This is a genomic window from Sphingobacterium sp. HSC-15S19 (assembly GCF_050433745.1).
Taxonomy (GTDB): Bacteria; Bacteroidota; Bacteroidia; order Sphingobacteriales; family Sphingobacteriaceae; genus Sphingobacterium; species Sphingobacterium siyangense.
Genome location: NZ_JBNPWQ010000054.1, coordinates 16,179 through 32,895, shown reverse-complemented (window position 1 = coordinate 32,895; position 16,717 = coordinate 16,179). Strand labels below are relative to the sequence as shown.

10 protein-coding genes and 1 pseudogene are annotated in these 16,717 nt (G+C 36.3%); all 11 read right to left on the bottom strand.

The features are described from left to right. Nucleotides 1–107: 107 nt before the first annotated feature. Nucleotides 108–320 (bottom strand): annotated as a pseudogene (locus L1283_RS26855) (FAD-dependent oxidoreductase); the annotation flags it as partial. Between the two features lie 109 nt (nt 321–429). Then, nucleotides 430–2,322 (bottom strand): Nramp family divalent metal transporter, encoded by a 1,893-nt coding sequence (locus tag L1283_RS26850; RefSeq protein WP_065720931.1) that lies wholly within the window; start codon nt 2,320–2,322, stop codon nt 430–432. A 64-nt stretch (nt 2,323–2,386) separates the two neighbouring features. Next, entirely contained in the window at nt 2,387–4,564 is a 2,178-nt protein-coding gene (locus L1283_RS26845; protein ID WP_429626703.1) for a heavy metal translocating P-type ATPase, read from the bottom strand. A gap of 128 nt (nt 4,565–4,692) precedes the next feature. Then, nucleotides 4,693–5,589, bottom strand: coding sequence for a cation diffusion facilitator family transporter (locus tag L1283_RS26840; RefSeq protein ID WP_260133049.1), 897 nt, complete (start codon nt 5,587–5,589; stop codon nt 4,693–4,695). A 24-nt stretch (nt 5,590–5,613) separates the two neighbouring features. Beyond that, complete coding sequence (gene lpdA / locus L1283_RS26835; RefSeq protein WP_260133050.1) at nt 5,614–7,017, bottom strand: dihydrolipoyl dehydrogenase; 1,404 nt, start codon at nt 7,015–7,017, stop codon at nt 5,614–5,616. A gap of 18 nt (nt 7,018–7,035) precedes the next feature. Then, nucleotides 7,036–8,367: an efflux RND transporter periplasmic adaptor subunit gene (locus L1283_RS26830; protein WP_219242889.1), complete on the bottom strand. Its 1,332-nt coding sequence runs from the start codon at nt 8,365–8,367 to the stop codon at nt 7,036–7,038. A gap of 5 nt (nt 8,368–8,372) precedes the next feature. After that, nucleotides 8,373–12,728: a CusA/CzcA family heavy metal efflux RND transporter gene (locus L1283_RS26825; protein ID WP_219242888.1), complete on the bottom strand. Its 4,356-nt coding sequence runs from the start codon at nt 12,726–12,728 to the stop codon at nt 8,373–8,375. Nucleotides 12,729–13,335: 607 nt separating this feature from the next. Beyond that, entirely contained in the window at nt 13,336–13,752 is a 417-nt protein-coding gene (locus L1283_RS26820; protein ID WP_219242887.1) for a hypothetical protein, read from the bottom strand. A gap of 618 nt (nt 13,753–14,370) precedes the next feature. Continuing rightward, complete coding sequence (locus L1283_RS26815; RefSeq protein ID WP_219242886.1) at nt 14,371–15,432, bottom strand: porin; 1,062 nt, start codon at nt 15,430–15,432, stop codon at nt 14,371–14,373. Between the two features lie 221 nt (nt 15,433–15,653). Continuing rightward, nucleotides 15,654–16,076: a Fur family transcriptional regulator gene (locus L1283_RS26810; RefSeq protein WP_219242885.1), complete on the bottom strand. Its 423-nt coding sequence runs from the start codon at nt 16,074–16,076 to the stop codon at nt 15,654–15,656. Nucleotides 16,077–16,189: 113 nt separating this feature from the next. Continuing rightward, nucleotides 16,190–16,669: a DUF2652 domain-containing protein gene (locus L1283_RS26805; RefSeq protein WP_260133051.1), complete on the bottom strand. Its 480-nt coding sequence runs from the start codon at nt 16,667–16,669 to the stop codon at nt 16,190–16,192. Between the last annotated feature and the right edge of the window lie 48 nt (nt 16,670–16,717).

Genomic DNA, 16,717 nt, shown 5'->3' with positions numbered 1-16,717 from the left:
ACTTTAATACTCCGACAAGTTAAACCTTAATTAAAAACTTAAGGTGGGGGCATTTTAGTGAGAATATATGGGGGTATTTTAGTGAGAATTAACACAGAATACCCATCTACCTTTGCTCCATAGTTTTCTGCATGAGCAAGATATTCAAATACTTCTGCAGATTTCATTAAAGCCTTTGCAGGAATACACCCCCAATTTAAGCAAATTCCTCCTAAGCTTTCCCTTTCTACAATGGCTGTTTTAAGCCCCAATTGTGAAGCTCTAATAGCTGCTACATAGCCTCCTGGACCACTTCCTAAAATAATTACATCATATGTCATAGCATTACTTTTTACGGTTAAATCTTTCTTTAAAGCTATTTAAAATAACATTTACGATTATTGTACGATTTTTTGTTTAATTTATGATTTTTACTGAATTCTAATCTTTCTAATTGTCTTTTATTGCTGGAATAACCAGTACTGGGATTTTTACTAAATGGCGTACTTGATTTATCGTTGCACCATACAATAGATCTTTTAATCCTTTATGCCCATGTGCACCCATTACAATAAGCTCTGCCCCGGATTTATTTACAATCTCTCCAATGCTGTCGGCTGTTTTTCCAAAACCAAGCTTTGCTTCTGCATGATAGCCTTGTTGTTGTAGTTGCTTTACATATTCGTCCAAAAATTCGCGATCTTTTACCGTTTCTTCATCTGTACTATCTTGAAGATGGGAGGCAGAGGCAACACTTTCTACAACGTGTATAAGTGTATAAGTACAATCTTTTCCACCTTGTGTAATAGCATAGTTGATAACCTTTTGGTCAAGTTGTTTGAAATCGACAGTAATGGCAATTTTATTAAATGAAGCATAAAATTTTAATTGCAAAGGTTCAGGTTTATCATGCGGTGTTATTTCACAAAACGCTTTTCTGCTAAACAAAGGATATAATGTGGTATATGCCAACAAGATCATAAAACCAATCCCACCCAAAATGATTAATCCTTTCCAGACTATATTACCTGAAGTAGCAAAGAAAGTGATAGCCTCTTCTACCAATAGTTTGGAGTTGAGATATACCAGTACGATGGTTATAATCCAAGCCGCTATTTTTATTACGGGCTTGATGGCAAATTTGCCCATTGTCTTTTTATCACTTACAAAATGGATAAGAGGAATGACCGCAAAACCTAATTGCATACTTAACACTACCTGGCTGAAGATAAGCAGGCTATCGACATTACCTTCACCATTAATGAGAATTACCAAAGCCGCTGGAACTATGGCAAGTAACCTTGTGATAAGTCTTCGCAACAAAGGGTTCATTCGAAAGCGTAGATAACCTTCCATTACTATTTGTCCGGCAAGCGTACCCGTAATGGTACTGCTTTGTCCGGCAGCAATCAAAGCTACAGCAAATAGTTTTGCTGTAAAATCGCTTCCGAGGTGCTGTGGCAATAATTCATAAGCCTGCTTTAGCTCTGCCACGTCGGAACGTCCGGTTTTATAAAAAACTGTAGCGGCAAGAATTAATATAGCTGCATTTACAAGCAATGCCATATTTAGAGCAATGGCACTATCCCAAAAATTGAGCTTAATTGCTTTTTTGATACTGGCATCATCACGATTAAATTTACGTGTCTGCACCAGTGCAGAGTGTAGGTATAAATTATGTGGCATTACCGTTGCACCGATAATACCGATAGCAATGTACAATGCAGTATCATTCTGTATATGTGGTATCAGTCCTGTTGCAATTTCATCTACATTAGGGTCAGCTACCCATATTTGTACAAGAAACGACATTCCTATAACGAATATCAAACCGATGATAAAGGCTTCGAGCTTGCGCATTCCCCATTTTTGCAAAGTCATCAACAGGAATGTATCTAAGGCTGTAATAGCAACACCCCAAATCAAAGGCATTCCCGTGAGCAACTGTAAACCAATTGCCATCCCCAATATTTCTGCAAGGTCTGTCGCAACAATAGCGACTTCAGCAAGTATATATAATACAAAATTTACCTTCTTAGGATAAGTTTCCCGGTTTGCCTGTGCCAAATCTCTATTTCGAACAATCCCTAACCTGGCAGACAAGCTTTGTAGCAACAAGCCCATAATACTACTCATTACTAAAACCCAGAGTAATGAGTAGCCAAATTGGCTACCACCGGCCAAGCCTGTTGCCCAGTTGCCTGGATCCATATATCCGACACTGACAAGATAAGCCGGTCCAAAAAAAGCCAAAACTCTTCGCCAGCGAGATTGACCAGGAACAGTCGTGTCTACAGAATTATGTACTTCGCTTAATGAAGATTGTGATTGTTTTTTAGCCATTTCACAAATATTTTTAGGATAAAAAAACTGCCGCAAGATTTCTTGCGGCAGTCTAGCTTCTTAGTTAGAACTTCATCTTTTGAATTCGAACCGCATTTAGAATAGCTAATAAAGCTACACCTACATCTGCAAATACGGCTTCCCACATAGTGGCTAATCCTCCTGCACCGAGTATAAGCACTATTGCTTTTACTCCGAATGCCAATGCTATATTTTGAAAGACGATTTTTTTAGTCTGTTTTCCGATATTAATAGCCATTGGTATTTTGGATGGCATATCGTCCTGTATCACAACATCGGCCGTCTCAATTGCAGCATCGCTTCCTAAACCGCCCATTGCGATACCTGCATCACTCAACGCTATAACAGGCGCATCATTTACACCATCTCCAACAAACGCCACGCTGCCATTACGGGATTTGATTTCCTTTACTCTATTAACCTTGTCTTCAGGTAATAAATCTCCGTAGGCACTGTCAATGCCCAACTGTCCCGAAACAAACTGAACAACGGTATTTTTATCACCACTCAACATTGTGGTTTTTACACCCATTTTACGCAGCTTTTCAATTGCTGCTTTTGCATCTACCTTAATGCTGTCCGAAATGGTTAAATATCCTACAAACTTTCTATCATAAGCAACAGCTATTACCGTGTAAACGATGTTTGCGGTATCTGCATCATGGCTGATGTTGAATTTATCGAGCAATTTGAAATTACCTACTAAAAGCTCTTTACCGTTAACGGTGGCTTTTAATCCGTGTCCTGCTATTTCTTCAACATTTGCTAAATTTACGTCGGCATCTACCTCTCCCCAATAATTGTGGATTGCCGTTGCAACAGGGTGTGTACTTTGACTTTCCAATACGTTGACGAGGTTGAGAATTTCGTCTTTATTGAATTCTGGTTTGATAAAGACTTCCTGTACTTTGAAAACACCTTCGGTGAGGGTTCCCGTTTTATCCATCACTACATTTTCTACTTTGGCAAGAATATCAAGGAAATTAGACCCTTTAAGCAGAATACCATTTCGACTTGCGGCCCCAATACCACCAAAATAACCCAGAGGGATGGAGATTACCAAAGCGCAAGGACAAGAGATAACAAGGAATACCAATGCTCTATACAACCATTCACTGAATACATAATTATCTACGAAAAGTGCGGGAAGTAAGGTAATAGCAATAGACAGATATACGACTATCGGCGTATAAATTTTGGAAAATTTACGGATAAACAACTCCGTTGGTGCTTTTTGTGATGTAGCATCCTGAACCAGTTCCAAAATTCTGCTCAACTTACTATCCGAATAATCGGTTGTTACCTTTATTTGGCTTACGGTGTTGAGGTTAATCATACCTGCCAATACAGTTTCACCTTTACTTTTTGTATCAGGTTTGCTTTCTCCTGTAAGGGCTGCTGTATTGAAAGAGGCGGTTTCTGAAATTAACTCCCCGTCCAATCCTAATTTTTCGCCCGGCTTTAATTGAATAACATCACCTATGTAGGCATCTTCAGCTTTTACAACAATAGGCTTACCTGCTCTGATAACCGTTACCTCATCAGGGCGTTGGTCTAACAGGGCTTTAATATTACCTTTTGCTCTTGATACTGCAATAGTCTGAAAGACTTCGCCTACGGAGTAGAACAGCATTACAGCTACTGCTTCAGGATATTCGCCAAGTGCAAATGCACCGATTGTTGCAATAGCCATTAAGAAAAATTCTGAAAAGAAATCTTTGTATCTGATACTTTCAACAGCTTCTTTGATTACTGGCAACCCAACAGGCAAATAAGCGATAACGTACCAGGCAATTCTAACCCAACCCGTGAACCAGGTTTGGGGAAAGTAATTATCAAAACCAATAGCAACAAGTAATAAAGCTAAAGATATACCCGCAGGCATAAATAACTGAAAGGTGGTTTTACCCTCTATGTCGTGACTGTGGTCGTGGTCATCACCGTGGCTGTGCCCGTGGTGGTCGTGATTGTGTCCGCTATGGTCATGATCGTTGTGGCTCTCGTGATCGTGTCCATCACCATGGCTATGGTCGTGTCCACTATGGTCATGATCCTCGTGATTGGCATCTTTCAACAAATCTGCTGCACCAGCATTTTTGCAATTTTTTTCTGTTTTTAAACAGCATAACTGATTACCTTGAGTATCATATTTATGTTTATGCGGTTTTTTACCCGTAAGATCTAATCCACCATTATCGGTGCTGCAGCATATTTTTGACATAATTATTTTTTTTAGCTAACTGTATTAGTAGTCGTTTTTAACTAAGTTCTATTTGTACAACAAAATTATATTCTAAATTTGGGAACCTGGTTGCAAATACAAAACTGTTGATTTTCAATTTAAAAATATTACAAATGCACTTCGTCCTCTTCATACTTTTCATCTTCAATCTGAAAAGTAGTATGAACAATTTTAAAATTTTGCGTTGTGGTTTCTGTAAGCTGTTTAAGTAGTATATTATGGTCGTTTATGTTTTCGATAACTACGTGTGCGCTCATTGCATTAATACCCGATGTTAACGACCAAACGTGCAAATCATGCAGTCCTGTTACCCCATTTACTCCCTCTAAAGATTTGCGAAGTTCGGTAAGGTTTACATCTTTGGGCACACCTTCTAATAATACATTTATGGCTTCCATCAACAAGCGCCAAGTTCGTGGTAAAATTAATAAACCAATTAGTGCAGATATAACAGGATCAGCATAATACCAGCCTGAAACAAGCATAACAACACCGGCAATCATTACGCCAATAGAGGTTAACATATCAGAAAGTACTTCAAAATAGGCACCTTTCATGTTGAGACTAGCCCCAGCATCCTTTCTTAAAATCATTAACCCAATAATATTGACTACTAATCCAATTCCTGCAACAATAAGCATAGAACCACTTTTTACTTCGGGTGGATCCTGAAAACGTTGCCACGCCTCATACAGTACATATATGGAAATACCAATCAGTATAACTGCATTAACTACCGCAGCTATTATTTCGGTGCGGTAATAGCCAAATGTTTTTGCCTCATTTGCCTTCCGCTCCCCAATTTTAATGGCAATATAAGCGAGAAGAAGACCAACAACATCGGTAAGCATGTGTGCTGCATCGGCAAGTAAAGCAAGACTCTGTGTGAGTATTCCACCGATAACTTCGGCAATCATATAAGTGCCGCTGAGGGATAAAACAATCAGCAGGTTTTTTTTGTGCTTACTGGAAGCTGATACTGTTTGTGCGTTCAAGGATGCCATGGAATTCAATATTTATAATGTAAATTATATATGAATTGCTATCTTATCAACATCAAGGCAAGCTTCTCTCAGATTCTCATAGTAAGTAGGATGTCCATGTGAAATGCGTGCAATATCTTCGGCAGAAGCTCTGAATGCCATTGCTACGGTTGGTTCACCTATTAGATCTGAGGCTCTCTCACCAATAATGTGAAAACCTAAAATTTCATCGGTTTCAGCATCTGTCAAAACCTTCGCAATTCCTTCTGTTTTACCACTGGTAATCGCTCTTCCTGATGCTGAAAAAGGAAATTGTCCTACTTTGTAATTTTTCCCTTCAGTTTTCAGCTCTTCTTCGGTTTTCCCTACACTTGAAACTTCAGGACTGGTATAAACAATTCCAGGAATTAAATTATAATCAATGTGAGGTTTTTGCCCAGCGATGATTTCTGCCACATAAACACCTTCTTCAGACGCTTTGTGAGCAAGCATAGGTCCTACAACAACATCACCGATGGCATAGATTCCTTTTACATTGGTTTCAAGATTGCTATCGGTGGCAACCTGTCCGCGTGTAGTCAGTTCAACTCCAACATTTTCCAAACCTAAACCTGTTGTATAAGGTTTTCTACCTATTGCCATTAGACAATAATCCCCTTCAATTGCGACGGTATTACCGTTTTTATCTTCGGCAGTAACGGTTACATTATCACCATTATTGGTTGCTCCGGTAACTTTATGATTTAGCAAAAATTCAAAACCTAAATTCTTTTTTAAAGATTTTTGAAGTTCGACTCCCATTTTTTTGTCCATACTCGGAAGTATTCCTCCTGTATATTCAAGTACGGTTACTTTGCTTCCTAATCTTGCGTAAACCGAACCTAATTCCATTCCGATTACACCACCACCAACTACGATAAGATGTTTCGGAATTTCCTTTAAAACCAGAGCTTCGGTAGAACTGATGATACGCTTTTTATCAATTTCAATTCCCGGAAGCGAAGCGGGCTTAGAGCCCGTCGCTATTATGATATTTTTACCGGTAATCGTTTTTTCTTCGGTTTCGGATTTCAGAAGAATAGTGTTTTTATCCACAAAAGATCCAGTTGCCTGAAATACTTCAACCTTATTCTTCTTCATCAGATAACTTACACCGCCGTTTATCTTAGCGACTACATCTGCTTTACGTGCGATCAGTTTTTGAAGGTCTACTCTTGGGTTATCAACAGAGATCCCATGAACATCTACGTTATCTTTGATTTCATGGTACCGTTCAGAACTGTCTAACATTGCTTTTGAAGGAATACATCCTACATTTAGACAAGTTCCTCCAAGTACTGTATATTTTTCGATAATAGCTGTTTTTAAGCCCAATTGTGCACAACGAATTGCGGTTACATAGCCCCCTGGACCTGACCCGATAATGATTACATCAAAATTATTTTCCATGTTTTTTTTTAAATTATGTTAATGGCTATGGCCACCTGTATTACTAAGCTTTGCATTAATAAAAAAAGCACCTTTAGTTACAATCTGAGCATTTTGTGGAATCTCTTTAACCGGAGTAATAGCTGTATATCCCATGTTTGAAGTACCCTTTGCTACTTCAATTTTTTCAAAATTCAATTTCTGTGCTACTTGTGTAGCATGCTCAGAAGCTTCTTTTTCATTTTTATGTCCATGTGTTGCTTCTCCTTCATCATGACCATGACCATGATCGTCATGACCTCCCTCATTATGTTCTTCCGGTTCCTTATCCGTCTTAATGAATATGTAGTATTTACCATCCGCTTCCACAATTGCCTCATTTGGAACGGCAGAAGTTAACACATCATCAAGACTTACGAGCCCAGTGATATTCATTCCATCTATTAAACCTGACTTGTCTCCAATAATTTCACTATGAACAGCAATAGATTTACTTTCTCCACTAAAAGATGATCCTATAGTAATTACTTTCGCTGCATAGCTTTTTTGCGGATTATTAGTAATAGTGAAGTTAATTTTCTGTCCTACCTTGATTAATGTAAGATCTTTTTCAAAAACCTGTAAATCTAAATGAATTAAGCTGTTATTAATAATTTCAACAATAGGCGAGGAAACGTCTACATAACTTCCAATTTTTGCAAATACATCACTGATGGTACCATCAATAGGGCTTGTTACAGTTAGACTTGATCGAAAATTATTATTAGCAATATTGTTAGGGTTAATCCCCATCATCTGAATCTGTTGCTGTAATGAAGCTTTTCGAGCTCTTAAAGTATTCAATTCTGCGGTAGCATTTTGTAAGTTCTTTTTAGCTCCTGCGTTTCCTTCATTCAATTCTCTCTGACGGACTAACTCTTGTTCTGCAAAAGTTATTCTGCTTTGGATGGAAGAGTATTCTTCTTGTAACTGAACAAACTGAGGGTTAGAGATAGTTGCAATCACCTGACCTTTTTTCACATAGTCACCAAGTTCAACAGTTAAGGTTTTAATAACTCCACCGAACAAGGAAGTTGCATTAGCTTTGCTCTTATTCGGAACCCGAAGATTACCAATGGCTTTTAAAGATGCCGTTAGAGACTTTTGCTCAATACCTCCTAATTCAATACCTGCTGTCTTTATCTGGTCTTCAGTTAATGAAGCTATATTTTCAGCTTCCTCAGCATGCACTTCTTTAGCTACTTCTTTTGTTTCAGCTCCGTGATCATGTCCGTCTCCTTCTTTATGCTCTTTACCTCCACATGATATCAAAAATAAGGATGCTAGAATAATACTTAACACCGATGTTGCTTTTATTATATTGACTTTCATTTTCTTTATTTATTTATTAATGAATAGATAACAATAACAGATTCATTTATTTGCTGTATACTTTTAAGATAGTTTAAATAGGTATCAGTAGCTGTTTGAACAGCAAAGAGATATTCTACATAAGAAAGGTCTCCTGTACTATATCCCAAACGCGAAGCATTTATAATTTCTTCTGCATTCGGAATTGCCTGTTCAATAAAATAATTAAACTGACTCACATTCTGCTCATATTGAGTCATGGCATTTTTCATTTCTGTTTTCAAAACATTTTCCTGCCATTGCGCATTCATTTCTGCAGATTCTTTTTGAGTTTCCAACGAACGAACCCTTGATCTTGTGGTTGTAAAAATTGGAATAGAAATTCCTACATCGACAAATCCAAATCTTTGACCTCTTCCATAAAACTTTTCTACACCATTTTTGCTATGTTCACCAATCAATGAGATATTGCTGTAACCTAAAGTAAAGTCTGGAAGTCCATTCGCTCTTTCTACCTTTTTACTTTTTTCAGCAACAAGTGCTTCTTGATACAGAGATTGAATACTTGGATGATTCCTAACAGCATCATTATCTATTATGTCACTTATAAATACAGGCTTATATTCTAGTGCTTTTTCGATGGTAAAATCCTCCTCAATCTGCATTAGATTTTTTAAATTCAGGTATGCATTTTTTCTTAATACCTCATTTTGCTGAGAAAGAAGGTTGATTTCACCTCGTTTAGTGTTTGCTGTACTGACATCAATTTTACCAATATCACCAGTCTTATATCGCAATTTCGCTACTCTTATAAAATCAAGATAAATACTATCAAGGTATTGAAGTTTTTTAGCATTATTTTCAAGATACTCCAACTGATAATAATAGGTACGTACTTGCTTCTTTAATTCATTTTCCGAAAGAGCCTTTGCCCATTCTTTACTTTTAATTTGTTCTTTAATAAGATTCTTTTTTGCCCCAAATAGTGTGGGAAAAGGAATGTTTTGAGAAATCATAACTCCATCATTATATTCAAATCCTTCGTTATTTCCGTATTGAATATTTAGTTCGGTTTTCGGTAATTCATAAGCTGTTCGTTTCAGACTTTCCGCTGCCCTTACGTCTAAATCTTTAGATTTAATTCCTGAATTATTTTCTAATGCAATTCGGACAGCTTTATATGCGGAAATATCTTGTGCTTGAATATTTTGTGAGAGACCTAAAAATATGCCCAATAATATTATTGGAGTTATCGATTTAATTTTATTATTATTCATTGCTTTATTTGTTTTCATAAATACCAGATACAGTAGCGGAAGAACAAAGAGTGTTAATGCTGTAGCTGAAATCAGCCCGCCAATTACTACGGTAGCAAGAGGTTTTTGTACTTCAGCTCCCGCACTGGTACTTAAAGCCATAGGAAGAAAACCTAAACTGGCAACAGATGCCGTCATTAAAACAGGACGTAACCTTGTTTTGGTTCCTTCAATTACCCGTGCAACTATGTCATCCCAACCTTCTTTTTCTAACCTATTGAATGTTGCTATCAATACAATACCGTTTAGTACCGCCACACCGAACAAAGCAATAAAACCAACTCCGGCTGAAATACTAAAAGGCATATCTCTCAACAACAATGCAAATACTCCACCTATGGCACTCATAGGTATTGCAGCATATACAAGTGCCGCTTCTTTAAGTGAACGGAATGTAAAGTAAAGAAGTACAAATATTAGAAGAAGTGAGATCGGCACTGCGATGAGTAAACGATCGCTTGCTTTTTGTAAATTTTCAAATTGACCACCATACGTTACATAGTAGCCGCTCGGAAGTTTCACTTCTTGAGCGAGTTTGTCTTGAATATCTTTCACCACACTTGCAACATCTCTTCCCTGAACATTAAAACCAACATATATACGACGTTTTCCGTCTTCACGGCTTATTTGTGCTGGACCTAATTTATAGTTGATATCAGCTACTTGAGAAAGCGGAATTTGTTCTCCATTAGGCGTTGGTATGAATAGATTACTTACATCTTCTATAGAAGTTCTGTGCTCATTGTCCAGACGAACTACCAGATCGAATTTTCGCTCATTTTCATATACTACACCTGCTGCTTTTCCTGCAAAGGCAGTACTCACAATGTCATTAATATTTTGAATTTTTAAACCATAGTTGGCAATTCTCGCCCGATCATAGTCAATGTTGATTTGAGGAAGTCCATCCACTCTTTCTACTTGTGGCGCAGTCGCTCCCGGAATTGTCTGTACTATAGCATTAACTTTGTTGGCATAAACCAATAGAGAATCCAGATTTTCTCCGAAGACTTTCACGGCTACATCTTGACGAATCCCCGTCATTAATTCATTGAATCGCATCTGAATAGGCTGATTAGCTTCAAAGAAAACCCCAGGGATACTTTCTAGTTTTTCCATCATTTCGTTTGAAAGCTCATCATAAGATTTTTTTTCTTTCCATTCTTTTTGTGGCTTAAGAATGACCATTAAATCTGTAGCCTCCGGAGGCATGGGATCAGTAGGTATCTCACCGGCACCTGTTTTTCCTACCACCATTTTAACTTCGTCAAATTCTTTCAGAATTCGAGACGCTTGCATAGATGTCTCCAAACTTTGACTTAAAGAAGTACCTTGAGGTAGAATACAATGCATTGCAAAATCTCCTTCACCTAGTTTCGGTAAGAATTCACCACCCATTCGGGAAAATAAGAATAAGCTGATTGCAAATAAACCTACCGCTGATCCTATCACTACGTATTTTAATCTAATAGCTTTTTCTAAAAGAGGCTGATACACTTTGTTTAAGAAATCCATCATTTTATCTGACAGGTTCTTTTTTGTGATAGGTTTCTTTGACAAGAACAAAGCACTCATCATAGGGATATAGGTGAATGAAAGAATTAAAGCTCCAATAATTGCAAAACTGACTGTTTGAGCCATTGGTGTAAACATTTTTCCTTCGATCCCTACTAATGTTAATATTGGGATGTATACAATAAGAATGATGATTTCTCCGAAAGCCGCGCTTGTACGTATTTTTCTTGCAGAATCAAACACTTCTTCATCCATTTCTCCCTGTGTAAGTCTCTTATTTGATTTTCTAAGCCCCAGATGATGCATTGTTGCTTCCACTACAATCAAAGAACCATCCACAATCAAACCAAAGTCTATCGCTCCTAAACTCATCAGATTGGCACTCACTCCAAACAGTCTCATCATACCTAATGCAAATAGCATTGACAAAGGAATAGCAGAAGCGACAATTAAACCAGCTCTTAAATTGCCTAGAAACAGAATTAGGACAAAAATCACAATTAAAGCTCCCTCTATAAGATTTTTCTCAACCGTATCTATGGCGCGTCCAACAAGATCTGTTCTGTCGAGGTAAGGTTCGATAACAATATCGTCTGGTAGAGATTTTTGTATTGTAGGAATCTTCTCCTTGATACGTTCTACCACTTTGGCACTGTTTTCTCCTTTGAGCATCATGACGATTCCTCCCACAGCATCTACCTCTCCGTTGTAGGTGAGCGCACCGTAGCGAATGGCATTACCAAAACGTACTTCTGCTACATCTTTTACCAGTATAGGAACTCCTGAAATATTCTTTACAACAATATTCCCTACATCTTCAAGTGTGTTTACCAAACCTACACCTCTAATAAAATAGGCATTGGGTTTTTTGTCAATATATGCACCTCCTGTATTTTGGTTATTAGTTTCCAATGCAGAAAATATTTCGGAAATACTCACATCCATAGCTCTTAAACGATCTGGGTTGACAGAAACTTCATATTGCTTCAACAGCCCTCCAAAGCTATTAATTTCAGCAATTCCTGGTGTTCCATATAGTTGACGAGCAACAATCCAATCTTGCATTGTTCTCAGATCCATAGCGGTATATTTGTCTTCGCTACCTTTTTTAGGATGTAGTATATACTGATACACTTCACCTAAGCCAGTACTTACAGGGGATAGTTCCGGTGTGCCTACACCCTCAGGAATTTGCTCTTCAGCTTCTTTCAATTTCTCATTAACCAGTTGTCTAGCAAAGTAGATGTCTACTTCATCCTTAAAAACAACGGTAACGACTGAAAGTCCAAAACGGGAAATACTTCGTATCTCTTCCACATCAGGAAGATTGACAATACTTTGCTCTACTGGAAATGTAACTAATTGTTCAACTTCCTGCCCCGCTAGAGTAGGACATAGAGTTATAACTTGTACCTGATTATTTGTAATATCAGGCTGGGCATCTATAGGAAGTTTTGTAGCACTCCATACGCCCCATATTATCAGCAGCAAAGTCATTACTCCAATAATGAGCTTATTCTTGATACTGAATTTAATTATGTTATCTAACATTTTTGATTAGTATTAATATTTAAAGTATATACGATTTGTATCATTTAAAATGATAGTACAATAATTTTTACTGACGCACACGAAGAAATATTCTTCACATGCGCAAAAGAAAAAAACAAATAATCACTTTTTAAACGTTAATCTTTGACAGTTGCCAAATATCCCCTGAATATTGAGAATAGAGAATTACATTTCTAAAAGAAATTTTTTATTTAGCGCTCAATTTAAGTTTTGGCAATACCACTCCGGTTATGTTGAAATCCGAAATAGCGACGGTAATAGTACCATAACATTGGCAGGGACAAAAAGGATTACAAAAATATTTGTGTTCCGTTCTATGGTTATACTCAAGTGACAGGTCCAATTCTACAAACTGATTGTTACTGGTTGTACATTCATACAAAACATCTGTGCAGGGAAGTATTGACATCCCCAAGATATAAACATAATTATTTTTACCTCTTCCATTTATTGTTATTCTTATACAAGAAGTTGGTACAAACTTACAAAAAGTGAAAAAAATTTCAATCTGATATCCTTTTGATTATTTTCTATTACACTTAACAAAAATCTATTAAAGATATTAATATCATTATTTCTTTCTTCTTCAATTCTGCTCTTCGGGTATTTCCGCGAATATAAAACAGCCGGAATACTTATCGTCAATCATTACGATGATTACAGGCTCCTGCAATTCATCCAAACTTTCATCGTAGTAAAAATCGTAGAGGTTAATTAGTGATAAATTCCCTATGATGACCTCGTGTCCGTTCACAAACCCTTTGATGCCATGGCCCGGTATCTCTTCAAATTTTTCCACCTTGTAATCGGATAAAATAATTGGCGAAAGAAACTTGAGCACGCTGCTTGCTATTGGATGCGTTGAATGGGATTGCAATGCTGCCGTAAAAGCTGTTACGTTTTTTTTGTCGGGAACAGCACATTCAAAGGTTATTACATCAAACGAGAGATCGCTTTTATATGCACTATCCGCAATTTCTGATATATGTTTTTTGATTGCCATAATAATATTTTTTAATTATATAACAAAGTTAATTGTCATTTTGGGGAACCTGGTTGCAAATTAGAGTTCCATTCAACTCGACAAACAGGCATTCAGAGGTTGTAACTTAACCTGTTGGTGGAGTTGATTTTTGTAAATAGAGAACAAAAAGATATTATGAAGTGATCAAAGTGATTGATCAAACAAACTCACCCAACACGCACAACATCAAACAAATTTTAACAAGTTATTTAAGATCATAAAAGATATTGTTAGTTATCAGATAAGTGAGAAAGTCAATTATACAAGATATGGAATTGCGCCAAAGTTCTCCCGTGTAGAAGTACTATCATTCAGCCTTACTTCCGAGTGTTTCTGTATTTACATTGAAAACCATTTGTTTTCAAAATTGCATGTAAAATTATTATCAAATCCGATTGCAATCGGATTTGATAATATGATAAGCTGAAGGCAATATAATGACTGAAGAAAACTATTGTTTGGAAAAGTAGAGTAGGTGCGAAAGATAGTATCAGAGAAACTTAACATACAGATCCATATTTTTACAATAGATTCTATACCACTTGAAGTTTGTAAAATATCGAGGTAGCGAAGAAGCAAAATGGGCAAAGAATCAATTTAAAAAACGACTTGTAGTTGTATTGCGATGCTATGATTATCTGCTGTTTTCCATGCTTTCGAATAATCGGAATACAAATAATTAATCTGTGCTCTGCAATTTTCATGAAAAATATAATTGAGCCCTGTTTTGTAATCTGTTGCTTCACTATTTTTAGAAATATTATTACTATAATGGTCAACACCGTTTACGATATGCCATTTTTCGTTGAGACTCCATTGCATCATACCGTAAATACCTTTTTTATTAATATTCCCATCTTTCCCTCTAATATATTCTGCTCTTGCATAGATTTTTTTTGACGTATATTCCCCATTCAAAACCCAGCGGTTTCTTATATGTAATGTTTGGTCTTGTTCGCCTCCATCTTTATAAACGGCTTCACCAAAATATAACCCGCCTCCCAGGCGCAAATTTTTTATTGGTAGAATAAAAATATTTCCCGTGAAGTCTTTGTTACTTCTATCGATACTGGTATTTATTCCGGATCCTTGAAATAATCCTACTCCGTATTCAACCAAATCATACTCTTTTTTGCTAAATAATTTTCCTGAAATTTTCAGCCCCATATCTCTTCCGAAGTTATTTTGTCCATTTTGAAGAGAGATTACATCTGCCCCCATTCCTATAAGGGATACAACAGAACGCGTGTTGTAAATAAATTCAAGATTGGAGGGGGAGCGCTGGTTTTCGATCGAAATCGGTATTTTTTGTTGTCCAAATTGAATACTCACTTTTTTGTTGGGTGACCAACCAAAATAATAATCGATCAATTTTGCAGATTTTATATCAGCCATTGCAAAATAATGGAAATTTTTATGCAATTGTCCTTTTACATGTATAAATAACGCTCGAACAGTTGCATCTGATTTACTACTATTCAGGTTATCAAAACTTAATGTTGAAAAAGCAGATACTCCAACTTGCATATTGTACTTATTTAAGATTCCTCTTTTAGATATTGGAATATATTTTATTTCATTTTCAATAATGCTGTCATTCATCCTTTGGACTTCCATTAATGAATCGACTTCAGCTTTGGTCAAAATATTTTTTTTCATAAGCATTTTTAAAACAGTGGAATTTTCTTTTTCCTGAGCACACACAAATAGCGGAAAAACAAACAATAATACAACATAAATAAATCTAGAAAAACTCATCATTATACAAAAAATTAATGAGCACCAAATTAACTGTAGCATTCGGGAACCTGGTTGCAAATAAAAAACAGCCATATTTACATATGGCTGTTTTTTTAAAATGAGGTTTTATTCTGAGTTACTTACTTTTTGAAAAACCTCGAACATTCGTTACACATTCCCTTCATTACAAAATTGATACTTTGCAATAAGAAACTATCTGGCAGCTGAATAGGAGGAATAGCAATACTTTCAAGACAAAAAGTATTCTTACAGCGGTTACAGTTGAAATGTACATGTAGGTCACCTACATTACACATACATGTATCACTACAAATTGAATATTTCATGGAGCCGGAACCGTCATCAATCGTATGAATGAGTAAGTTGTCATGAAAAAGGGTCAATGTCCTAAAAATAGTAGATTTATTTACCGTTTCTAATTCCGTTTCCAGATCAGTCAGGCTAAATGCTCTTTTAAATTCAGACATTATCTGAAAAATTAATAATCTAACCGCTGTTGGTTTTATGCTTCTTTTTTGCAATCTCTCTTCTAAACTTTTCATCTTGCTTGTACGGTTTAAATCACCAAATAAATCAAATGTAAAAGTATAGAAGTCGATTTTATTTCATCTTGTAATATTCTTTGATAGATTTACAATATTTACTGGTTACTGTCTTACAAATAATGAATGTAGCCTATTTCGGGTAAATATTTACAGTCATCACAATTATCGTATTCCAAAGTTGTTTTTTCAGGTTGCTCAAAATTGGCCTGTAAAAAAGCATTTGAAAACAAAGCATAGGGCGGATATTCTGCAATATGGTTTTTAAGCATTTTATGTGCTTCTACTACAGGTGCACCATAAAGCTTTTCAAATTTTCCGATTTTGTATTGGGTAAATTCGCCGTAATGGACTATTGTCTTTAAAGAAAGAGGTATTTCGATCGCTAACTGTTGAGATAAGCGTTGTAATTCCTTTTGAAAATTACCGTAGATAAGCTCTATCTGCATTAATGTCTCTTCAAAAGTTGGTAAGTTTTGGTATTTATAAAAAAGAATGGCATCGCCTTCGATTTCAGAAATTTCAAAACATAGAATATTGCTGTCCATTATTGTTTTCAGCAAATTTTCTGTTATATATTTTCCAAGAAACATATTCGACTTGACAACAAAATCTGTAAAGCCTGAAATATCCGGTATCAT